Origin of the sequence: Actinocrispum sp. NPDC049592 (assembly GCF_040675465.1) — a bacterium.
Classification (GTDB): domain Bacteria; phylum Actinomycetota; class Actinomycetes; order Mycobacteriales; family Pseudonocardiaceae; genus Kibdelosporangium.
Window position 1 is genome coordinate 234,659 of sequence record NZ_JBFAPA010000007.1, and the last position, 22,768, is coordinate 257,426.

Sequence of the window (22,768 nt, forward strand, 5' to 3'; positions counted from 1 at the left end):
GCGGTCACACCATTTCCCAGCTCTTGTCGCCGAACACGGTAGCGCCCCGGTCGGCCGGCCCGACAGCGTTGCGCAACGCGGCGAACAGCTCGCGCCCGGTCCCCTCCCACGGCGTCGACGGCGGATCCACAATGGACCTACCGGCGAGCTCTTCGGGCGAGACGAGGACATCCAGCGTGCCCTGCTCGGCGTCGAGACGGATGATGTCGCCGTCCTGCAGCCGGGCGAGCGGACCGCCGGCCACTGCCTCCGGTGTCACCTGGATCGCGGCGGGGACCTTGCCGGACGCGCCGGACATCCGGCCGTCGGTGATCAGCGCGACCTTGTGCCCGTGGTCCATCAACGCGCCCAGAGCCGGAGTCAGGCCGTGCAGTTCGGGCATTCCGTTGGCGCGCGGCCCTTGGTTGCGTACGACCACGACGACATCGCGGTTCAGCTCGCCGTTGCGGAACGCGGCGGAAAGCTCTTCTTGGCTGCCGAAAACTCGCGCGGGCGCCTCGACGACCCAGTCCGAATGCTGCACCGCGCACACCTTGATCACCGAACGGCCGAGGTTGCCGGACAGCATCCGCAGGCCGCCTTCGGGCTCGAACGCATCCTCCACACCGCGCAGCACGTCGGTGTCCAGGCTGCTCGTCGGCCCGTCGCGCCAGACGATCTTTCCGTCCTCCAGCACGGGTTCCTGCCGGTACAGGTCGAGGCCGCCGCCGGCGACCGTGCGCACATCGCGGTGCAGCAGACCGGCGTCGAGCAGTTCCGACACCAGGAACTGCACCCCGCCCGCCGCGTGGAAGTGGTTGATGTCAGCGGAACCGTTGGGGTACACGCGGGCCATCAGCGGCACTACCGCGGACAGATCTGAGAAGTCGTCCCACGTCAGCTGAATTCCCGCCGCTGCGGCGATCGCGGGCAGATGCAGCGTGTGGTTCGTCGATCCACCGGTCGCCAGCAACGCCACCACGCCATTGACGATGGACCGTTCGTCGATCACTTCCGAGATCGGCGTGTAGTGCCCTTGTTGTTGTGTCAGCCGGACAACCTGGCGGCCCGCCTCTTCGGTCAGCGCGCGACGCAACGGGGTGTGCGGGTGCACGAAGCTGGCGCCGGGCAGGTGCAGGCCCATGACCTCGACGACGAGCTGGTTGGAGTTGGCAGTGCCGTAGAACGTGCAGGTCCCCGGGCCGTGGTACGACGCCGACTCCGCGGCCAGCAGCTCCTCGCGGGTGGCGCGGCCCTCGGCGAACAGCTGACGGATGCGGGCCTTCTCCTTGTTCGGCAGGCCGGACGTCATCGGCCCGGCCGGAACCAGGATCGCGGGCAGGTGCCCGAACGCCAGCGCGCCGATCAGCAGCCCCGGCACGATCTTGTCGCACACCCCGAGCAGCAGGGTGGCGTCGAACATCTCATGGGACAACGCGATCCCGGTCGCCATCGCGATGACTTCGCGGCTGAACAGCGACAGCTCCATCCCCGCGCGGCCCTGGGTGATCCCGTCGCACATCGCGGGTACCCCACCGGCGAACTGCGCGACACCCCCAGCCTCGCGCACGGACTCCTTGAGCCACTCCGGGTACTCGTCCAGCGGCTGATGTGCGGACAGCAGGTCGTTGTACGACGAAACGATCGCCACGCCCGGCTTCACCAGACCGCGCACGGCGAGGCGGTCCGATCCCTCGCAGGCCGCGAAGCCGTGCGCGAGGTTGCTGCAGGCCATCCCGGCCCGCGCAGGCCCCGACGTCGCCATCCCACGGACCCGGTTGAGGTACGCCTGTCGACCGACCGCGCTGCGCTCGACAATACGCTGAGTGACGTCGGCGATGACGCGGTGGAGCTTCGTGTGCACTGCGGCCTCCCGATGTGGTGATGACGGCAACGCTGACGTCGCACACGGTGGTGACGAGCATCAACCTACCGATCACGGCCCCCACATCAAAATCGATACAGAAAAACTGGGGGTGAATCAGGGGTGTTTCCAAGACATCTGGCACCCCGCGAACGGACGAATTCAGTATCGATCCAGTTACCTACAGCACTCATCCGCAGGTCGCGCCCACCACATCCCGCGCGAGCCCGGCTCGCCGTCGCACGCGCATGGCCGCCGCATCGGCGAGGTAAGCGCTGGGTGGGGCGGGGATTGGTGGGGCGGGGATCGGCTGGATGAGGTGGGAAGGGCGAACAGGGATCGGTGGGTGGAGATCGGTGGGGTGGAGAGGGATGGGCTTGGGGTGAGGTGGGAAGGGTGGAGGAGCGGGGGATTGGTGGAGCGGGGGATCGGTGGGTGGAGATCGGTGGGGTGGAGAGGGATGGGCTTGGGGTGAGGTGGGAAGGGGTGGAGCGGGGATTGGTGGGGATGGGATTGGTGGGGATGGGTGTGGTCAGGCGGGGAGGGGGTGGCTGGTTGGGTGGGTCAGACGGGGAGGGGAGTGGCTAGCTGGGTTTGGTTGCGGCCGTTGCTTTTGGCTCGGTACAGGGCTTTGTCGGCGGCTTCCATCAGCTGGTCCAGGTCCTGGCCGTGCACTGGGAATGCCGCCGCACCGATCGACACCGACAGCCCGGCGATCCGTTGGGCTGTCGACTCCGATCCCGCTATCACCGTCAGGGTCTCCACCTTCTGCCTGATCCGGTCGGCGATCGTCGTCATCTGCGCCACCGTTGTGTCCGGCAGCAGTACCACGAACTCCTCGCCGCCGAACCTCCCCACCGCGTCGGATGTCCTTACCTCCGCGCGGAATGTCGTTGCGAGGTGGCGCAGGACGTCGTCGCCGGCCAGGTGGCCGTAGGTGTCGTTGATCTTCTTGAACAGGTCGAGGTCCATCAGCAGCACGCCCACCGCTATGCCGCGTCTTGGTGCTCTGCCTATCTCGTCCCTGGCCAGGTCCGTCCACGCGGTTGCGTTCAACAGCCCCGTTTTGGTGTCCGTGCGGGCCACTTCCTGGAGTTGGTGGACCAGTTCGTTCCTGTGCAGGAGCAGGACGAGGGGGAGGCCGACGAACACCAGTGCCGGGTTCGCCTGGGCCGCAAGGGCTATGAACACCGCCAGGCAGATCGTCGCGATCTCCACCGCGTTGTCCGCCGGGCGGCCCAAGGTCGCGCGCAACGGGTTGTCGGTCAGGCGGGCCACTCCCAGCCAGGTCGTGAGCATCAGGATGTTCACCGTTACGTGACATGCCGCGGCCGCCAGGACCGACAACACGCCTGCCACGGTCGCCAGTCTGTCCGTCACCGGACCCGTGCCACTGAGGTAGAACACCGTGCGCGCCGCCGTCGCCGCCACGACGTACATCGCGATGTTGAAGATCCGCTGGAACGGCGGCGTTCTGTGCACCCGGAGCCACACGTGCGTGTAGATCAGCACGATCAACGCGGTGGTCAACGGCAGCGGCAACACCAGGGCCGCCGCGAAGGTCCACGTGGAGTTCAGGTCGACATGCGCCACCGCGTCCTTGCTCCAGCGCTGGCGTTCCACGTTCCTGGCCGCTTCGGCGTGCGTCATCGCGGCCGCGGCCAGCACCGCCGCGCGTCCCCAGTCAGCCCAGCCCACCGGCTGGCGGCAGGCCGCCGCGACCACCGCACCGGCCGCTCCCGCCAGCACCAACCAGAAGAACGCGACCCCGGCCGGGCGGACGTCCGCTAGGCGGCGTACCCGTCTCCGTCTGTTGTCCGGCATCCCCCATGCCCCTCTGCAGGGCCGTACCCAACCTCCGAAGCTCCCCACACGTGCATCCGCACGTGCAGCGCCACGCTACGCGTCACCGGCACCCGGCTCGGGCCCAGCGCGCTTCCTTCACTCGAACAGAGCATCCCGTGAGATCTGCCACAGAAATCGATTCACCGCGAGGCGCTGGGGTGTTGGGCCGCTCACAGGCCGGATCATGGCTTGTGGTACTTGTCACAAGGTCACCGGCGCGGCACAGTCGGCGGCGAGACGCACGTCACCAGGGGTGGAGACGGCGTCACCACCACACGCTGGCGTAGGTGAAGGAGCCGGTTATGTCGATGACTGAGGTCGCGGCGCTACAGCGCGCAATCGGGCAGGTCAAGCAGTGTGTAGGGGAGCTGCGCGCCCAGTACGGCGACATCCCCGCGGTGCGCAGGCTGGTCAACGACGTGGAGCGGCTGGACATCGACACCGCCGACTTCCGCACCGAGCCGGAGGCCCCCTCACCGCGCAAACCGGCCGTGTCGGAGCATGAGGTGGTCGTGGTGCCTGACACCCCTTACGACCGCGAGATGTGGCGCGGCGCGGATGACGAGTACGTCCGGCACGATGATTAGCCCGACAAAGAAGTCAAACCCGAACTGAGGACAGATGACCGCAGGTATCAGCGCGCCGGGCCGGGCGCGGATCGCCGAGCGCACGCTGCGCTCCGACCGGTGGTGGCTCTCACCGCTGCTCACCACGCTCGGCCTGGCGACGTTCGTCGTTTACGCGACCATCCGGGCGTTCTCCGGGGTGTCGTACTGGGTGAACGACTACCACTACCTCTCGCCGTTCTTCTCCCCGTGCGTGAGCGAGTCGTGCGCGCCGGGCTCCACGCACTTCGGCGCGTGGTTCGGTGAGCTGCCCGGCTGGATCCCGATGGGCTTCCTGGCCCTGCCGTTCCTGCTGGGCTTCCGGCTCACCTGCTACTACTACCGCAAGGCGTACTACCGCTCGATCTGGCAGTCGCCGACCGCCTGCGCGGTGGCCGAGCCGCACGGGAAGTACTCCGGTGAGACGAAGTTCCCGCTGATCCTGCAGAACGTCCACAGGTACTTCTTCTACGTCGCGGCGCTCGTGTCGGTGATCAACACCTACGACGCGATCGTGGCGTTCCACTCGCCCGAGGGCGGGTTCGGCTTCGGCCTGGGCAACGTGATCCTCGCCGGGAACGTGATCCTGCTCTGGGCGTACACGCTGTCCTGCCACTCCTGCCGGCACATCGCCGGCGGCAGGCTGAAGCACTTCTCCGCCCACCCTGTCCGGTACAAGTTCTGGACCTGGGTGTCCAAGTTGAACACCCGGCACATGCAGCTTGCCTGGACCACCCTGGCCACCCTCGTGGTGACCGATCTGTACGTGATGCTCGTTGCCAGCGGGGCCATCTCCGACCTGCGCTTCGTGTGAGAAAGAGGAATTCATGACCCAGGTCGAGCGGCACACGTACGACGTCGTCGTGATCGGGGCCGGCGGCGCCGGCCTGCGAGCCGCCATCGAGGCCCGGCAGCGCGGTCTGCGCACCGCCGTGGTCTGCAAGTCCCTGTTCGGCAAGGCCCACACCGTGATGGCCGAGGGCGGCGTCGCGGCCGCGATGGGCAACGTCAACAGCAACGACAACTGGCAGGTGCACTTCCGCGACACCATGCGCGGCGGGAAGTTCCTGAACAACTGGCGGATGGCCGAGCTGCACGCCAAGGAGGCCCCGGACCGCGTCTGGGAGCTGGAGACCTACGGCGCGCTGTTCGACCGCACCAAGGACGGCCGGATCTCGCAGCGCAACTTCGGCGGCCACGAGTACCCGCGGCTGGCGCACGTCGGCGACCGGACCGGCCTCGAGCTGATCCGCACGCTGCAGCAGAAGATCGTGTCGCTGCAGCAGGAGGACCTCAAGGAGCACGGCGACTACGAGGCGCGGATCAAGGTCTTCGCCGAGTGCACCGTCACCGAGCTGCTCAAGGAGGACGGCAGGATCTCCGGCGCGTTCGGCTACTGGCGCGAGTCCGGCCGGTTCATCCTGTTCGAGACGCCCGCCGTGGTGCTGGCCACCGGCGGCATCGGCAAGTCCTTCAAGGTCACGTCGAACTCCTGGGAGTACACCGGGGACGGCCACGCGCTGGCCCTGCGCGCGGGGGCGACCCTGATCAACATGGAGTTCATCCAGTTCCACCCGACCGGCATGGTGTGGCCGCCGAGTGTGAAGGGGATCCTGGTCACCGAGGGCGTCCGTGGTGACGGCGGCGTGCTGCGCAACTCCGAGGGCAAGCGCTTCATGTTCGACTACATCCCCGAGGTGTTCAAGGACAAGTACGCCGACAACGAGGAAGAGGCCGACCGCTGGTACACCGACCCGGACGGCAACCGGCGCACCCCTGACCTGCTGCCCCGCGACGAGGTCGCGCGCGCGATCAACTCCGAGGTCAAGGCGGGCCGCGGATCACCGCACGGCGGCGTGTTCCTGGACATCTCCAGCCGGATGCCGGCCGAGGAGATCCGCAGGCGGCTGCCGTCCATGCACCACCAGTTCAAGGAACTGGCCGATGTGGACATCACCGCCGAGCCGATGGAGGTCGGGCCGACCTGCCACTACGTGATGGGCGGCGTCGAGGTCGACCCGGACACCGGGGCGGCCAAGGTGCCCGGCCTGTTCGCGGCCGGTGAGGTGGCCGGCGGCATGCACGGCTCCAACCGGCTGGGCGGCAACTCCCTGTCCGACCTGCTGGTGTTCGGCCGGCGCGCGGGCATGGGCGCCGCGGACTACGTCGAGGGCCTCGGCGAGGGCCGCCCGGCGGTCGCGCAGTCCGATGTGGACAACGCGGCCAAGATGGCGGTGGCGCCGTTCGACCCGACCGGCAACGGCGTCGAGGAGAACCCGTACACGCTGCACAGCGAGATGCAGCAGTCGATGAACGACCTGGTCGGCATCATCCGCAAGGCCGGTGAGATCCAGCAGGCGCTGGAGAAGCTGGCCGAGCTCAAGCAGCGGATCCGCAACGTGGTCGTCGAGGGGCACCGGCAGTTCAACCCGGGCTGGCACCTGGCCATCGACCTGCGCAACATGCTGCTGGTCAGCGAGTGCGTCGCCAAGGCCGCGCTGCTGCGCGAGGAGAGCCGCGGCGGGCACACCCGCGACGACCACCCGGCGATGAACTCCAACTGGCGCAACAAGCTGCTCGTCTGCTCGGTGGCCGACGGCGACGACGTCGTGCCGGGCATCGACGTGGTCGAGCAGCCGCAACTGGCGATGCGCGAGGAGCTGTTCGAGCTCTTCGAGATCGGCGAGCTGGAGAAGTACTACACCGACGAGGAACTCGCCGCGCACCCGGGAAGGAAAGCCTGACATGGCATACAAAGCCCAATTCCGGGTGTGGCGGGGTGACGACGAGTCCGGCGAGCTGCGCGACTACACCATCGAGGTGAACGAGGGTGAGGTCGTCCTCGACATCATCCACCGCCTGCAGGCCACCCAGGCGCCGGACCTGGCCGTCCGCTGGAACTGCAAGGCGGGCAAGTGCGGCTCCTGCTCGGCCGAGATCAACGGCATGCCGAGACTGCTGTGCATGACCCGGATGTCCACGTTCACCGAGGACGAGGTCATCACGGTCACGCCGATGCGGACGTTCCCGGTGATCCGCGACCTGGTGACCGACGTGTCGTTCAACTACACCAAGGCCCGCGAGGTCCAGTCGTTCACGCCGCCCGCGGACCTCAAGCCGGGCGAGTACCGGATGCAGCAGGTGGACGTCGAGCGCTCGCAGGAGTTCCGCAAGTGCATCGAGTGCTTCCTGTGCCAGAACACCTGCCACGTCATCCGTGACCACGAGGAGAACAAGGAGGCCTTCTCCGGCCCCCGGTTCCTCATGCGGGTGGCGGAGCTGGAGATGCACCCGCTCGACACCGCAGACCGCCGCGACGTCGCGCAGGAGGAGCACGGCCTCGGCTACTGCAACATCACCAAGTGCTGCACCGAGGTCTGCCCCGAGCACATCAAGATCACCGACAACGCGCTGATCCCGATGAAGGAACGGGTCGCCGACCGCAAGTACGACCCGGTCGTCTGGCTCGGCAACAAACTGTTCAGGCGCAACAAGGCCTGACGCACGCTGGTAGGAGAGGCCCGTTGTCCCACGTGGACAGCGGGCCTTCTCCGTGCCGTCAGGTTCGCCCGATCGAGCGAACCGCCAGATGACGTCTTGATCTCGGTGTAACGCCGCGTCCGCGCCCCCGACCTGGCAGGCACGACTTTCGTGGAGCGAGAAGGGTTCGCGGCTGTGACAGGGTTGGGATATGCGGTCGTCGACACCGAGACGACCGGGCTGCTCACTGGGTTCCACCACCGGATCGCGGAGATCGCGATCATCCACCTCGACCCGGTCGGGCGAGTAACGGGGGAGTGGTCGACGCTGGTGAACCCGGACCGTGACCTCGGGCCGCAGGCGATTCACCGGATCAGGGCGGCCGAGGTGCGCCGTGCCCCCCGGTTCGGCGACATCGCCGGTGACGTGGTGGAACGGTTGCGCGGCCGGGTGGTCGTCGCGCACAACTGGTCGTTCGACGCCATGCACCTGCGGGCCGAGTTCGCCCGGTTGGGTATTGAGACGCCGTTCGAGGCGAATGCCGGTCTGTGCACGATGCGCGCCGCGGGCGCGGCGATTCCCGGGGCCGGACGGTCGCTCGTGGACTGTTGCGCCGCGGTCGGGCTTCGCGGCCTGCGCTGGCACACCGCACGAGACGACGCCATGGCCGCCGCCGCACTGCTCGGGCACATCCTGCGGCACCGTCCCGGTGCTGTCGCCCTGACCGGCGAGCACCTCGAAGCCGCGCGATGGCAGTGGCCGGCCCTTCCGTGTGGCGTGGTCGCGCCGGTTCAGCGGTCGGCCGCCGACCACGTCGAACCGCACTTCCTGGCCAGGATGGTCGAACGGCTGCCGCGGGACGAGGAGCCGCTCGTCGACGCCTACTTCTCCTTGCTGGACAAGGCATTGCTCGACCGGGACATCTCGGTCACCGAGGCGGACGGCCTGATCGACGTGGCCGGGCAACTGGGTCTGTGCCGGGCCGACGCGATCAACGTGCACCACACCTATCTGCGTGAACTCGCCCGTGCGGCATGGGCCGACGGCGTGGTGACCGACGATGAACGCGCCGATGTCGGCGCCGTCGCCGCTCTGCTCGGCCTCGACGCGGACATCGCCGCTCGCATCCTCGACGAGGAGGGGATCGCCAGCCGGACCGCCACCACAGTGGCCGTTGGCGGCCTGATCCTCCGTCCGGGCGACAAGATCGTGCTCACCGGCACCATGCGGCGCGACCGCGCGGAGATCCAGCAGCAGGCCGTCTCGGTCGGCCTGCGCGTGATGTCGTCGGTCAGCGCGAAGACCAGCGTCCTGGTCGCCGCGGACCCGGACTCGCTGTCCGGCAAGGCGAAGAACGCTCGTGCCCTGGGTGTCCCCGTGGTGGGTGAGGAGGCGTTTCTGCGGGTGCTCGGCGGGATGTGACACAAGGAAACCCCGGCCAGATGAGCCTGGCCGGGGTTTCCTTGTGGACTGCTCAGGCGTCGGCGCGGCCGGTGTCGGCGTCCGTTCCGATGTGGACGGCGACCTTCTGGACCTTGTCGGCCTTGACGCCCTTGGCGGGGCGGTTGCGGCGGGAGAGGCGCTGTTCCAGCTTGTTGGCCAGCAGGCTCAGCAGCAGGTTCAGCACGATGTAGATCGTCGCCGTGACGATCAGGGTCGGGATGGTGTTCGCGAAGTTGCCGGTGATGCCGCCGGAGGTGCGGATCAGCTCGTCGTAGTGGACGGTGAGCTGGCCGGCCAGGGCGGTGTCCTTCAGGACCACCACGAGCTGGCTGACGATCGCGGGCAGCATCAGCGTGACCGCCTGCGGCAGCAGCACGTTCGCCATCACCTGGGTCTTGCGCATGCCCAGGGCCTTCGCGGCCTCGTTCTGGCCCCGCGGCAACGCGTTGATGCCCGCGCGGAACACCTCGGCCAGGACGGAACCGTTGTACAGCACGAGACCTGTGACCGCCGCGAACAACGGCCGGATCGTCGCGTCGATGTCCGTGTAGCCGGCGTACAGCTCGGCCGCGAACACCATGAGCAGCAGCACCGGGATGGCTCGGAAGAACTCCACGATCACACCGGCCGGCACCCTGATCCACGCGTGCTCCGAAAGCCGCCCGATGCCCAGCAGGGCCCCGATCGGCAGGGCGATCACGATCGCGAGGGCGGCCGCCTTCAGGGTGTTGGCCAGGCCGGGGAGGACGAACTCGCTCCAGGTCGACCACCGCAGGAACGGCTCCCACAGCGCGCCGGCCCACTGGCCCTTCTCGTCGAATCCACTGTAGACAAGGTAGGCGATCCACAGCAGCACGATGATGAAGATCGCGCCGATGATGGCGTTGCGGGTCCGGCCGCGCGGCCCGGGGGCGTCGTAGAGGACGGACGGGGCGGCGCTCATCGCTTGACCTCAGCCTTCTTGGCGACCCAGCCGAGGAACAGGCCCAGCGGCAGGGTCAGGATCACGAAGCCGATCGCGAACACGAGGAAGACCAGCAGCAGCGAGTCGGACTCGTTCTCCACCATCTCCGACATCAGCAGCGCCGCCTCGCCGACCCCGATGACCGCCGCCACCGTGGTGTTCTTGATCAGCGCGATCAGCACGCTGGTCAGCGGCGAGATCACCGACCGGAACGCCTGCGGCAGCACGATGATCCGCAGCACCTGGATGAACGTCAGGCCCAGCGCACGCGCCGCCTCGGCCTGGCCGACCGGCACGGTGTTGATGCCCGAGCGTATCGACTCGCAGACGAACGTCGAGGTGTACACGATCAGCCCGAGCAGGGCGAACCGGAATCCGTTGTCCTCCACCGAGGAGGTCGAGCTGGACGAGGCCAGCTGGACCTGCAGGGTGTAGTTCAGGCCGATCGAGCAGAAGATCAGCAGCACGGTCAGCGGCGTGTTGCGGAAGACGTTCACGTACACCGTGCCGAACCCGCGCATGATCGGCACCGGGCTGACCCGCATGGCCGCCAGGACCGTGCCCCACACCAGCGAGCCGATGGCCGCGTAGAACGACAGCTTTATGGTCGTCCAGAAGGCGCCGAGCAGGTCGTACCTGCTCAGGAAGTCAAACATGGCACTCCTTGCCGGCAAAGACATCGGGGGCACCCGCACGGGGCGCCCCCGAGTCGTAAGGAGGGTTTACTGCTCGGTGATCGCCGGCGGGTCCGGGATCTTGTAGCCAGACGGGCCCACGGTGGACTCCAGCGCCTTCTTCCACTCGCCGCTGGACTGCATCTGCTGGATGGCCTTGTTGATCGCGGCCTGGCCCTCCTTGTCGTCCTTCTTCAGGCCGATGCCGTACTTCTCGTCGGAGAAGCCCTTGCCGACCAGCTTGAGCTTGCCGGCCTGCTGCGAGGCATAGCCGGCCAGGATGATGTCGTCGGTGGTCATCGCGTCCAGGGCGCCGTTGACCAGCGGCGTGATGCAGTCGGAGTACTTGCCGAACTCCTGCAGCTGCACTTCCTTGGCGTAGGTGTCCTTGACCTTCTGCGCCGGCGTCGAGCCCTTGACCGAGCAGAGCTTCTTGTTGCCGTTGAGCGACTCCGGCCCGGTGATGTCGGTGTTGCCCGCCTTCACCAGCAGGTCCTGGTGGGCCACGAAGTACGGGCCGGCGAAGCTCACGTCGTTCTTGCGCTTGTCGGTGATCGAGTAGGTGGCGACGATGAAGTCGACCTCACCCTTCTTGATCAGGTTCTCCCGCTCGGCGGACTGGGCTTCCTTCCAGGTGATCCCGGACTCGTCCACACCCAGCTGCTTGGCCACGTACTTGGCGACCTCGACGTCGAAGCCGGTGTACTTGCCGTCCGGGGTCTTCAGGCCCAGGCCCGGCTGGTCGAACTTGATGCCGATGGTGAGCTTGCCGCTCTTGGCCTTGGCCACCAGGCCGGTGCCCGCACTGGCGCTGCCGCTGCTACTGCTGCCACTCGCGCCCGAGCCGTTCTTGCTACCGCCACAAGCCGTGACAGCCAGCGCCAGTGCCGTGACGACGACACCCGCTCGCATGGTCCGACTGAACCGCATCAGATGTTCCCTCCGATATTCTCCGCGGCGCTCCTGCCAAGCGCCGGGATCAGTGAGTCAGGATCTTGCCAAGGAAGTCCTTCGCCCGGTTGGACTTCGGCTCGGTGAAGAACGCGTCCGGCGTGGAGTCCTCGACGACCTCGCCATCGGACATGAAAATCACCCGATCGGCTGCCCTGCGGGCGAATCCCATCTCGTGCGTGACGACGAGCATCGTCATGCCCTCCTTCGCGAGGCTCGTCATCACATCGAGTACTTCCTGGACCATCTCCGGGTCCAAAGCGGACGTCGGCTCGTCGAACAGCATCACCTTGGGCCGCATCGCCAGCGCCCGCGCGATCGCCGCGCGCTGCTGCTGCCCGCCGGACAGCTGCGCCGGGTACTTCTCCGCCTGGTTGGCGATGCCGACCCGCTCGAGCAGCTCCATCGCGGTGCGGCGGGCCTCGTCCTTGCCGGTCTTGCGCACCTTCACCGGAGCCAGCGACACGTTCTCCACGATGGACTTGTGCGCGAACAGGTTGAACGACTGGAACACCATGCCCACGTCGGCGCGCAACCTGGCCAGGTCGCGGCCCTCGGCGGGCAGCGGCCTGCCGTCCACCTCGATCACGCCCGAGTTGATCGGCTCCAGCCGGTTGATCGAGCGGCACAGTGTCGACTTGCCCGACCCGGACGGGCCGAGCACCACCACGACCTGTCCCTTGGGAACCTCCAGGGTGATGTCCTTGAGGACATGCAACGGCCCGAAGAACTTGTCGACCGCCTTCATCAGGATCATCGGCGGCGCGTCGACGGCCTCGGTCATCAAATCCTCCCCAATGGGACATTGGTGTTGGCGGAAACCTAGGGGCCTCGGCTCAACCAGTCCAGCGACCTTGAGCAACACTTAGGGTCTCAACTCTGTCACATGGTCATGACACATGCTGGAGGGGACACGCGTGCGGGTGCTCCTAGTCGAGGACGACGACCGGGTCGCCCACGCGCTGGTCCCGGCCCTGGTCAAGCGCGGCCTGGCGGTCCGCAGGCTGGCGGCCGGGCGGGAGGTGCTGGACCTGGTCGGCGAGGTCGACGTGATCCTGCTGGACCTGGGCCTGCCGGACATCGACGGGATGACGCTCTGCCGTCAGATCCGGGCGGTCAGCGACGTCGCGGTGATCGTGGTGTCCGCCCGCGGCGAGGTGGACGACCGGATCCAGGCGTTGCAGGCGGGCGCCGACGACTACCTGGTGAAGCCGTACGACGTCGGTGAGCTGGTGGCGCGGGTGCACGCGGTGCGGCGGCGCAGCGCGGACAAGGGCGCGGTGGGCGAGCCGGTCGAGTTCGCCGGGGTGCGGGTGGACGTGGGCCGCCACGAGGTCACCGTGGACGGCAAGCCGGTCGGGTTGTCGCGCAAGGAGTTCCAGGTGCTGGCGATGGTGATGGCGGCGCGCGGCGAGGTGGTCCGGCGCGAACAGGTGCTCTCCGAGGTCTGGGGGCGCAACGGGGCCGCGGAGAACCGGTCGCTGGACGTGCACGTGGCCACCCTGCGCACCAAGCTGGGCCGGCCGGACCTGGTCGAGACCGTCCGCGGGGTGGGCTACCGGCTCGCCGGCCGCCCGGAGTGAGCCGTGCGGGTCCGGCTGCTCGGCATCGTGCTCGCCCTGGTCGCCCTGCTGGTCGTCGGCCTGGGCGTGCCGCTGGCGCTGAGCGTGTCCTCGCGGGAGGCGCAGCGGCTGTTCCTCGACCGGCTGACCGACACGAGCCGGTACGCCTCGCTCGCGCAGCGCCCGTTGCTGGAGAACCAGCCGACGGCGTTGTCCGAGCAGCTGGCCAGCTACCGGGCGGTGTACGGGATCGACACGGTCGTGTTCGACACCGACCGGAACGTGATCGCCACCTCCAGCCTGGACAACCGGAAGCCACCGTTCGACGGGCACTCGGCGCCGGTGGAGCCGGAGCTGACCGAGGCGCTGGCCGGCAAGCACTCGTCGCCGAAGAGCTTCCTGCTGCCCTGGGACACCAGCAAGCTCGTCATCGCCGAGCCGGTTCTGGCCGATGGCACGGTGCGTGGCGCTGTCGTAACGGTGTCACCCACGGACAACGCCATGGCCGAGGTGGTGCTGTGGTGGGTGGTGATCCTGGTCGGCGGGATGGCGGCGCTGAGCCTGGCCGTGCTGGTCGCGTTGCCGATCGTGAGCTGGACGCTGCGGCCGGTCCGCCGGTTGGACGAGGCGACCGGGGGACTGGTCGCGAGCGTGATGATGGGCCGCCCGGTGCCGCCGGTCGACGACGGGCACGGGCCGTCCGAGCTGCGGCACCTGAGCCGGTCGTTCGACCAGATGGCGGCGAGCGTGAGCGACACGCTGGCCGCGCAGCGCGCGTTCGTCGCGGACGCCTCGCACCAGCTGCGGAACCCGCTCACCGCGTTGCGGTTGCGGCTGGGCAACCTGGAGGGGCACGTCGACGCGGAGGAGGCGGAGCACCACGCCGCCGCGATGGCCGAGGCCGACCGGCTCGGCCAGATCGTCGACGACCTGCTGTCCATGGCGCGGGCCGAGGGCATGGGCGGCGAGCTCGTGCCGGTCGACGTGGTGGCCGCGGTGTCGACGCGGGTGACCGACTGGGAGGCGGTGGCGGATTTCGGCCAGGTCCGGCTGGTGCTGACTACGCCATCCGAGCCGGTGACCGCGCTGGCACCACCCGGAGGTGTGGAGCTCATGTTGGACGCGTTGCTGGACAACGCGTTGAAGTTCACCGCATCGGGCACGGACATCACGATCGAAGTGTCCATTGTAGACAAACGAGTCCGGGTGGCGGTGCGCGACCACGGACCGGGCCTGCAGCCCGAGGAACTGGACCGGGCCACGGACCGGTTCTGGCGCAGCACCGCGCACCAGAACATCACCGGCTCCGGGCTCGGACTGTCCATTGTGCGCAGGCTCGCCGAACGCTCCGGCGGCGGCGTCGGCCTCGACCTCCCGGAGGGCGGCGGCCTCCGGGTGACGATCGATCTGCCGCAGAGCTAGGCCTTTTCGTCGCGGTAGTACTCCAAGGCGCCCTCGTGCAACGGGACGGGCTGGGTCTCCACGGCGGAACGGATGTCGATGGAGTTCGCGGCGGTGTTGACCGAGGCAAGGTCCTTCTGCGACTCGAAGATGCCCTGCGTCAGGACTTTGGCCGCGGCGGCGGGCATCTCGTCGGTGACCAGCAGCAGGTTGGCCACCACCAGTGTGGTCACCGGTGAGCTGTTGCGCAGGCGGTAGGTGGTCACCGGGATCGTGGCCGCGCTGTAGTACCGGTACTCGGCGCGGATCTCGGTCATCACTTCGGACATGTCCACCAGCCGCAACGGGATCGCCTGCGCCAGCTGGGCGATGTCGCGGGTGGGCAGCCCGCCGGACCAGAAGAACGCGTCGATCTGGCCGCTGAGCAGCGCCTCGCGGGACTGCACGAGGTTCATGTTGACCGTGCGCGGAGGGTCGGCCTCGAACCCCTGACCGGGTAGTTTCAGCAGGTGCCCGGCGATGAACTCGACCCCCGAGTTCTTCGCGCCGATCGCCACCCGCTTGCCGGCCAGGTCGTGCAGGTGCTGGATCGGTGCCTCGTCGCGCACCACGATGTGGAAGTAGTCGTCGTAGATCCGGGCGAGCGCGCGCGGCGAGTGCAGGCCCTGGTTGCTGATCTCCTCGGTGGCCAGGTCGGCCGCGCAGATCGTCACGTTCGCCTGACCGGTGCGCAGCTTGATCAGGTTCTCGCCGGAGCCGTTGGTCTCCAGCACGGTCGGCTGCGCGATGCCGGTCTGCGCCGCCCACTCCTTGGCCAGGGCCGTGCCCAGGCTGTTGTAGACGCCGCCCGGCAGGCCGGTCGCGATGGTCAGCCGCAGGCCCGCGGTCGGGTTGGTGCACGCCGCGAGTACCAGCACCAGCGCCACCAGCGCGGCGATTTTCCGTGACACGTGACGATGGTGCCAGACGGTGGGCCTACCCTGGGTACGCGAAGCCAGCGTTTCGAGGAGCGAGTGTGACCCGCAGCTACCAGATCCGCACGTTCGGTTGCCAGATGAACGTGCACGACTCCGAGCGGTTGGCCGGCATGCTCGAAGACGCCGGGTACACCGCCGCGGCAGGTGACGACACGCCTGATCTGATGGTGCTGAACACCTGCGCGGTGCGGGAGAACGCCGACAACAAGCTGTACGGCAACCTGGGGCACCTGCTGCCGGTCAAGAAGTCGCACCCGGGCATGCAGATCGCGGTGGGTGGCTGCCTCGCGCAGAAGGACAAGGGCGAGATCGTCCGGCGCGCGCCGTGGGTCGATGTGGTGTTCGGGACGCACAACATCGGGTCGTTGCCGACGTTGCTGGACCGGGCGCGGCACAACGAGGCCGCGCAGGTGGAGATCCTGGAGTCGCTCGAGGTGTTCCCCTCGTCGCTGCCCGCGCGGCGCGACTCGGCCTACTCCGGGTGGGTATCGATCTCGGTGGGCTGCAACAACACCTGCACGTTCTGCATCGTGCCCTCGTTGCGCGGCAAGGAGAAGGACCGCCGCCCCGGCGAGGTGCTCGCCGAGGTGCAGGCCCTGGTGGACGAGGGCGTGCTCGAGGTGACGCTGCTCGGGCAGAACGTGAACTCCTACGGCGTGGAGTTCGGCGACCGGCTCGCGTTCGGCAAGCTGCTGCGCTCCTGCGGGCAGATCGACGGCCTGGAGCGCGTGCGGTTCACCTCGCCGCACCCCAAGGACTTCACCGACGACGTGATCGCCGCGATGGCCGAGACCCCGAACGTGTGCCACCAGCTGCACATGCCGCTGCAGTCCGGCTCCGACAAGGTGCTCAAGGCGATGCGCCGGTCCTACCGGTCCGAGCGCTACCTCGGCATCATCGAGAAGGTCCGGGCCGCGATGCCGGACGCCGCGCTGACCACCGACATCATCGTCGGCTTCCCCGGCGAGACCGAGGAGGACTTCCAGGCCACGCTGGACGTCGTGCGCCAGGCCCGGTTCTCCCAGGCGTTCACGTTCCAGTACTCCAAGCGCCCGGGCACGCCCGCGGCCGACATGGACCTCCAGGTGCCCAAGCAGGTCGTGCAGGAGCGCTACGACCGGCTCGTGGCGCTGCAGGAGGACATCTCCTGGGAGCTGAACAAGGAGCTGCTCGGCCGGACCATCGAGGTGCTGGTGTCCACCGGAGAGGGCCGTAAGGACGCCGACACGCGCCGGATGAGCGGCCGGGCACGTGACGGCCGCCTGGTGCATTTCACGCCCGGAGCGGCCGCGGTGGGGGTGGGAGACCCCGCAGGGGGCCGGAATGTCACCGTGCGGCCCGGAGACGTGGTGCACACCGTCGTCACCTACGCCGCGCCCCACCACCTCGTCGCCGACGGCGAGCTGGTCTCGCACCGCCGCACCCGCGCGGGCGACAACTCCGAGGCGGGCCTGCGGCCGAAGACCAACGGCATCAGCCTCGGCCTGCCGGGCTTCGGCAAACCCGAACCCCTGCCACAAGACGAAGGATGTGCGGTCCGATGACGGACGTCGACCACCTGCGCGACCAGATCGACGCGGTGGAGCGCAAGGCCATCCGGACGGTCGACCTCGGCGGCCGGGCCGTGGTGATCGCGGTGGCCGTGCTGGTGCTGCTGATCGGCCTGCTGCTGCCGTGGGTGCACGGCGCGGGCGGGTGGGAAGTGCTGCTCGGCCGGGTCGAGGGCAAGGCGGGCATGGTGCCCCGGCTGTTCGCCGCGACAGCGTCCGGGTTCGGTGTGCTGGCGTCGATGATCGCGCTGGCCACCCGGCGGTGGGGGATGACCTGGATCTGCGCGCTGGGCGGCTGGTTCGCCTGCGTGGACGGGGTGCTCGCGATCTGGTCGCGGCAGTCCTCCGACGGCTCGCCCGGCATCGGCCTGGTGCTCGCGGAGGTGGCCATGGTCGTGATCGCCACGTGCTGGTTCCGCACCGCGTGGTCGCGTCCCGACCCCAAGGTCGACCGGAACGCCCGGCCCGCCGCCGAGTGAACCCGGTCCACTAGGACCGTGACTGCCGGGAACGCCCGACTTTCGGCCGATTGATCCTTCTCACGGCGCCCTCATACGCTCGCTGGACAAGGCGGTTCTTTCCCTGCTCCCGGAAGGAATGTCATGTCCCCTTCGCACCGCCGTTTGCTTTCGTTAACGATCTCCGTGGCTGTCGGGGTGGCGCTCGCGGCGGCGCCCGCGGCGGCCGCGGACAGACCGTGGCCGAGCCTGCAGCAGCTGATGGCCCCGGTCGACCCGCAGAACTGGGAGAACCCGGACGCGATGACCTGGGACGACCTCAAGCGGGTCCCGGACATCGACTGGTCCGACCCCGCCCGCAAGGGCTCGACGCGCACCATCAAGGCCGCGCTCGTCCTCGGCGACTACCCGAACGAGCAGTTCGCCATCACCCGCCCGCGCAACAGCGACATCTACGCCAACCCGCGCTCGGACCTCCAGCTGGACCGCAGCCAGGTCGCCGCCTACTACCGCGACTTCCTCAACAAACCCCAGCCGGCCAACCACAACCTGACGATGCACGGCTACTGGATGGAGACCACCGGCGGCCGGATCGGCGTCACCCTCGACTCGTTCGGTGTGTACCGGTTACCTGGCAAGAAGCACGAGTACGGGTTCAACGAGTGGGACCAGGCCGCGGGCAGCTGCCCGACCGGCGACCAGTGCAACCGCAGCCTGCGCACGGATCTCGGTGGGTTGTGGCGCGCCGAGCAGGGCCAGGATGTGGCCTCGAAGTACGACGTGATCTTCTACCAGACCGCGGGCAACGACGAGTCGTCCACGTGGCAGGAGTTCGGCGAGATGAAGTTCGCCAACTGCGACTCGATCCCGCCCGAGTTCGGCGGCCCCGACCCGGCCAAGCCGCGCTGCGCCAAAACCCGTTACGTGCCATGGACAACGTGGCAGGCCGCGGCCAACCACTGGCCGAACGCGAGCGGGAACTCCACCACACAGGCGGAAAGCTCGGGCTTGGGCACGTTCTCCCATGAGCTGAGCCATGTTTTCGGCATCGCGGACAACTACAACAACCCTTACAGCGTCCCGGCTCGGCGCGCGGGTGCCGGTCCGTGGTCCATGTTGGACCGTGGCACGTTCAACGGTCCGGGTGGCCCGCACACGCGCTACGAGATCCCCGCGACCCAGGGTGGATCCGTTGGCGTGCAACACACTCTGCGGGACAAGGTGAAGCTCGGCGTGGTGGACGAGGCGAATGTGCTGCGTCTGTCGCGGGAAGCCCTTGCCACGTCCGGACTTGTCGTGCTTCAAGTGACGGCCCGCGAGATCCCGATGGCCCCGGCCGGGCGGACCGGTCTGGTGGGCGCGAACATCGCGATGAACCGCGACCGCTCACCCGCGTGCAACACCCAGACGGACCCGTTGTGCGACGGCGGTGGCTACAACAACTACACCGTCGAGGTCGTCGACCGGATCGGCGCGGACTCGTTCACCCCCGACTCGGGTGTGTTGCTGTCCAAGACGAAGAACGCCGACGCGACCCCGTTCGTGTGGGTCACCGACGCGCACCCGGAGAACATCAACACGGTCGACTTCGTCCGCCCCGACGGCACCAAGCAGTACATGACCGTCGGCGACTACCGTCAACTGGCCGACGCCCTGTTCCACGCGGGCACCGGCTCGGGCAGCAAGTACGAGTTCGAGGACACGGCCAACCGGCTGCACTTCTACGTCATCGACATGATCCGGGACGCCAAGGGCGTGTTGTCGTACAAGCTCGCCGTGCGGTCGCTGGACGGCTCCGGCCCGCACACCCGCGGCGTTGCCCTCGGCCAGGGCAACCCGGTGGGCCGGATCCCGGCCGAGGCGGCGACGTGTCAGTTCCCGCTGACCAACACCGGTCAGGTCAAGCCGTTCACCAACGGTCACCCGGAGAGCGTGCAGGACTACGTCAACTCCGACGTGTACCGGCTGAGCGCGACGGTGGCGGGCACCGGCTGGACCGTCCAGCTGCCCTCGGAGATCGTGACCGCGAAGAACGGCACCACGGTCACCGTCCCGGTCAACGCGGTCCGCGGCACGAACGGCGCCCGTCAGGCGACGGTCACCCTGACCGCCAAGTCGGAAAGCAACTCAACCGCCACGAGCACGGCCACATGCGCGCTCTCAGTGCTCAACACCGTCCCGTGATTTGAGGTGACCGCAGGCCCCTGCGGGCACATCGCCAGACAGCAGAAGGGGCCTCCCCGATCCGAGTGGGAGGCCCCTTCTCTGGAAGACACCTACCTGGTGGCGACGGCCTGTTCGGCGGCGGCCAGCCACTCGCGCCACTGCGCGGCCTGGGCCTCGGCCTGCTCCGCGCGCCGGTTGTCGCCGGCGGCGCGGGCCTTGGCGGCCTTGGACTCGAACTCCTCGACCCGCTCGCGGAACTGCGCGGCGCGGGCCTGGGCCTCCGGGTCGGTGCGGCGCCACTGCTGGTCGGCGGCGTTGCGGACCTTCTCCTCGACCGCCCGCAGCTTGCCCTCGAGCTCGCGCACCCGCTCGCGCGGGACCTTGCCGATCGACTCCCAGCGCTCCTGGATCTTGTGCAGGTGCGACCGGGCCGAGTCGAGGTCGGAGACGTTGATCTTCTCCGCCTCGGCCAGCAGCTCCTCCTTGGCCTTGGCGTTGTCGTGGAACTCGGCGTCGCGCTCGTTGAACGCCGCCGAGCGCCGCGAGAAGAACTTGTCCTGGGCCGCGCGGAACCGCTGCCACAGCGCGTCGTCGGAGTCCTTGGGCGCGCGGCCCGCGGCCTTCCACTCGATCATCAGCTGCTTGTACCGGCCGGCGGTGGTACCCCAGTCGTCGGACTCGGACAGCTGCTCGGCCTCGTCGACCAGCTCCTGCTTGCGGGCCTTGGCCGTGGAGCGCTGCCGGTCGAGGTCGGCGAAGTGCGAGCCGCGCCGGCGGTTGAACGTGTCGCGCGCCTTGGAGAACCGGCGCCACAGCTGCTCGTCGGTCTTGCGGTCCACCCCGCGGATGGTCTTCCACTCGTCCAGGATCGCCCGCAGCCGGTCGCCCGCGGCCTTCCACTGGGTGGACTCGGCGGCGATCTTCTCGGCCTCCTCGGCCAGCTCCTGCTTGCGGGCCACCGACCCGGCCCGGGCCGCCTCGCGCGCCACCTTGGCGGCCTCGATGGCCTGCTTGGCGTGTGCCAGGACGTAGTCGACCCGCGCGTGCAACGCGGCGAGGTCGCCGACGACGGCCGCCTCGACCAGCGACTCCTTGATGTGCTTGGCGCTGGTCAGCGACTGCTTGGGGTCGCCTGCGCCGGAGATGATCCGGGCCTCGAGCAGCTCCACCTCGGTGCGGATGTCGTCGAACCGGCGCGCGTAGTGGGCGAGCCCCTCCTCGGGTTCACCCGCCTGCCACGAGCCGACCGAGCGCTCGCCCTCCTCGGTCTTGACGAAGACCGTGCCCTCCGCGTCCACCCGGCCCCACCGGCCCGGGTCGCCCGACGCGACCGGAACGGGTGCCGGTGCCATCAGCTGCTGCTGCTTCTCCGGTTCGGGAGCGGACTCGGCGGCAGTGGCATTCTGACCCTCTGCGGGGTCTTCCACCCCCACCGCGCCGTCCGTCGCAACCACCGATTCGGCCTCCGCGCCCGCGGTTGTTACCTCGTCCGTCATCACCGGCTCCTCCTCGACCTGCGTGCCCGCGCCTCCCACGGGCGCCCCGTTGACCGGGGCCTGGCAACGTGGAATCCGGCCGCCGTGCTCGACTGGTTCCGCGCGCATTCAAACAGGTCAAGGCCCGCGTCGGAACCACCAGGCTCACGCAGGATCATCCTAGGGACGCTCCACAGCGTGATCGTCCCGGCCCGCACCGGGGACAGTACGATCGTCCGGTATCGCCCACATGGGTCGTTTCCTGCGGGAACCCCGCCATCGTCGCTGGTGAGGGCGCTGAACCGAACCCGATCGGGCACCACAGAGGGTGACGTGAAGGCGGCCAAGCTTCGCCCCGGCTCGGTCGCCGGGTGGTTGCGACTGCAAGCACGCCGCCCTCCGGCCGGTCCAGGCGGTCGAACATGCCAGTTGGACCGTTCCACGGTCTGAGATCATCAGGTGTGCCCACCGCCCTGGCCGTCGTCGGCCCCACTGCGACCGGGAAGTCCGAGCTGGGCATCGCGCTGGCCGAGCGGCTCGGCGGCGAGGTGGTGAACGCGGACGCCTCGCAGCTCTACCGCGGCATGGACATCGGCACCGCCAAGGTCACCGCCGGGGAACGCGCGAGGGTCCCGCACCACCTCCTGGACGTCCTGGACGTGACCGAGACCGCTTCCGTCGCCGCCTACCAGAAGCACGCCCGCGCGGCCGTCGAGGAGCTGCTCAGGGCCGGGAAAACACCGATCCTGGTCGGCGGGTCGGGTCTGTACGTGCAGGCTGTGCTGGACGATCTCGAGTTCCCCGGCACCGACCGGGACATCCGCGCCCGGCTGGAGGGCGAACTGGCCGCCATGGGCCCGGCGCTGCTGCACGAACGGCTGGCCGCGCGCGACCCGATCGCGGCCGGGGCGATCCTGCCCGGCAACGGCCGGCGGATCGTGCGCGCGCTGGAGGTCATCGAGCTGACCGGCCGCCCGTTCTCGGCGACCATGCCCAAACCCGGGCCGGCCCGCTACGGCACCGTGCTGATCGGCCTGGACCGCGAGCCGTCCGAACTGGACGCCCGGATCGACGCGCGGGTCGACCGGATGTTCGCGGCCGGGTTCGTCGACGAGGTCCGTGAGCTGGAGAAGCAGGGCCTGCGCGAGGGGCTCACCGCGTCGCGCGCGCTCGGGTACCAGCAGGTGCTGGCCGCGTTCGACGGCGAGTACGACATGACCGAGGCGATCGCGTTGACCGCCCAGGGTCACCGCAGGTTCGTGCGCAGGCAGCGGTCCTGGTTCCGCCGGGACAAACGGGTCGTCTGGCTGGACGCGGCCCGGGACGACCTCCTCGGTCACGTGCTGCGCATCCTCGCCACGTAGCCTTGGGGGC

19 protein-coding genes are annotated in these 22,768 nt (G+C 68.8%); 11 read left to right on the forward strand and 8 right to left on the reverse strand.

What is annotated here, in order from left to right:
• Positions 1-4: 4 nt before the first annotated feature.
• On the reverse strand, positions 5-1,843 hold the full coding sequence (gene edd, locus AB0J95_RS20020; RefSeq protein ID WP_364759442.1) for a phosphogluconate dehydratase: 1,839 nt from the start codon (positions 1,841-1,843) through the stop codon (positions 5-7).
• Positions 1,844-2,407: 564 nt separating this feature from the next.
• Positions 2,408-3,667: a GGDEF domain-containing protein gene (locus AB0J95_RS20025; protein ID WP_364759445.1), complete on the reverse strand. Its 1,260-nt coding sequence runs from the start codon at positions 3,665-3,667 to the stop codon at positions 2,408-2,410.
• A gap of 323 nt (positions 3,668-3,990) precedes the next feature.
• Between AB0J95_RS20025 and AB0J95_RS20030 the strand changes: the two genes are divergently transcribed.
• From AB0J95_RS20030 to AB0J95_RS20050, 5 genes are all read left to right on the forward strand, one after another.
• Positions 3,991-4,275, forward strand: a complete 285-nt coding sequence (locus AB0J95_RS20030; protein WP_364759448.1) for a hypothetical protein — start codon at positions 3,991-3,993, stop codon at positions 4,273-4,275.
• 34 nt (positions 4,276-4,309) lie between these two features.
• Positions 4,310-5,107 (forward strand): hypothetical protein, encoded by a 798-nt coding sequence (locus AB0J95_RS20035; RefSeq protein ID WP_364759451.1) that lies wholly within the window; start codon positions 4,310-4,312, stop codon positions 5,105-5,107.
• A gap of 13 nt (positions 5,108-5,120) precedes the next feature.
• Complete coding sequence (locus AB0J95_RS20040; RefSeq protein ID WP_364759454.1) at positions 5,121-7,037, forward strand: fumarate reductase/succinate dehydrogenase flavoprotein subunit; 1,917 nt, start codon at positions 5,121-5,123, stop codon at positions 7,035-7,037.
• A 1-nt stretch (position 7,038) separates the two neighbouring features.
• A complete protein-coding gene (locus tag AB0J95_RS20045) occupies positions 7,039-7,794 on the forward strand; it encodes a succinate dehydrogenase/fumarate reductase iron-sulfur subunit (protein ID WP_364759457.1) in 756 nt (251 codons plus the stop codon).
• Positions 7,795-7,968: 174 nt separating this feature from the next.
• Positions 7,969-9,195 (forward strand): exonuclease domain-containing protein, encoded by a 1,227-nt coding sequence (locus AB0J95_RS20050; RefSeq protein WP_364759460.1) that lies wholly within the window; start codon positions 7,969-7,971, stop codon positions 9,193-9,195.
• 52 nt (positions 9,196-9,247) lie between these two features.
• On the opposite strand, the gene AB0J95_RS20055 is transcribed toward AB0J95_RS20050, so the two are convergent.
• From AB0J95_RS20055 to AB0J95_RS20070, 4 genes are all read right to left on the reverse strand, one after another.
• Entirely contained in the window at positions 9,248-10,159 is a 912-nt protein-coding gene (locus AB0J95_RS20055) for an amino acid ABC transporter permease (protein ID WP_364759463.1), read from the reverse strand.
• A complete protein-coding gene (locus AB0J95_RS20060) occupies positions 10,156-10,836 on the reverse strand; it encodes an amino acid ABC transporter permease (RefSeq protein WP_364759466.1) in 681 nt (226 codons plus the stop codon). The genes AB0J95_RS20055 and AB0J95_RS20060 overlap by 4 nt, the downstream gene beginning before the upstream one ends.
• A gap of 66 nt (positions 10,837-10,902) precedes the next feature.
• Entirely contained in the window at positions 10,903-11,784 is an 882-nt protein-coding gene (locus tag AB0J95_RS20065) for a glutamate ABC transporter substrate-binding protein (RefSeq protein WP_364759469.1), read from the reverse strand.
• Positions 11,785-11,833: 49 nt separating this feature from the next.
• Entirely contained in the window at positions 11,834-12,562 is a 729-nt protein-coding gene (locus tag AB0J95_RS20070; RefSeq protein WP_364759976.1) for an amino acid ABC transporter ATP-binding protein, read from the reverse strand.
• A 160-nt stretch (positions 12,563-12,722) separates the two neighbouring features.
• On the opposite strand from AB0J95_RS20070, the gene AB0J95_RS20075 reads away from it, so the two are divergent.
• Positions 12,723-13,388 carry a response regulator transcription factor gene (locus AB0J95_RS20075; RefSeq protein ID WP_364759979.1) on the forward strand — a complete coding sequence of 222 codons (666 nt, stop codon included), beginning with the start codon at positions 12,723-12,725 and terminating at the stop codon, positions 13,386-13,388.
• 3 nt (positions 13,389-13,391) lie between these two features.
• A complete protein-coding gene (locus AB0J95_RS20080) occupies positions 13,392-14,789 on the forward strand; it encodes a HAMP domain-containing sensor histidine kinase (RefSeq protein WP_364759472.1) in 1,398 nt (465 codons plus the stop codon).
• Here the strand turns inward: AB0J95_RS20080 and AB0J95_RS20085 are convergent.
• Positions 14,786-15,718 carry a TAXI family TRAP transporter solute-binding subunit gene (locus tag AB0J95_RS20085; RefSeq protein ID WP_364759475.1) on the reverse strand — a complete coding sequence of 311 codons (933 nt, stop codon included), beginning with the start codon at positions 15,716-15,718 and terminating at the stop codon, positions 14,786-14,788. The two genes, AB0J95_RS20080 and AB0J95_RS20085, sit on opposite strands and share 4 nt — an antisense overlap.
• Positions 15,719-15,783: 65 nt before the next feature.
• Here AB0J95_RS20085 and miaB point away from each other — a divergent pair, with 65 nt between their 5' ends.
• From miaB to AB0J95_RS20100, 3 genes are all read left to right on the forward strand, one after another.
• Entirely contained in the window at positions 15,784-17,289 is a 1,506-nt protein-coding gene (gene miaB, locus AB0J95_RS20090; RefSeq protein ID WP_364759478.1) for a tRNA (N6-isopentenyl adenosine(37)-C2)-methylthiotransferase MiaB, read from the forward strand.
• The gene (locus AB0J95_RS20095) at positions 17,286-17,774 is read left to right on the forward strand and encodes a hypothetical protein (protein WP_364759481.1); all 489 of its coding nucleotides are present in this window, start codon (positions 17,286-17,288) and stop codon (positions 17,772-17,774) included. The genes miaB and AB0J95_RS20095 overlap by 4 nt, the downstream gene beginning before the upstream one ends.
• Positions 17,775-17,939: 165 nt before the next feature.
• Positions 17,940-19,937 (forward strand): peptidase M6, encoded by a 1,998-nt coding sequence (locus AB0J95_RS20100; protein WP_364759484.1) that lies wholly within the window; start codon positions 17,940-17,942, stop codon positions 19,935-19,937.
• Positions 19,938-20,029: 92 nt separating this feature from the next.
• On the opposite strand, the gene AB0J95_RS20105 is transcribed toward AB0J95_RS20100, so the two are convergent.
• Positions 20,030-21,271: a DUF349 domain-containing protein gene (locus AB0J95_RS20105; RefSeq protein WP_364759982.1), complete on the reverse strand. Its 1,242-nt coding sequence runs from the start codon at positions 21,269-21,271 to the stop codon at positions 20,030-20,032.
• A 545-nt stretch (positions 21,272-21,816) separates the two neighbouring features.
• Here AB0J95_RS20105 and miaA point away from each other — a divergent pair.
• Positions 21,817-22,758 (forward strand): tRNA (adenosine(37)-N6)-dimethylallyltransferase MiaA, encoded by a 942-nt coding sequence (miaA, locus tag AB0J95_RS20110; protein WP_364759487.1) that lies wholly within the window; start codon positions 21,817-21,819, stop codon positions 22,756-22,758.
• Positions 22,759-22,768: the final 10 nt, after the last annotated feature.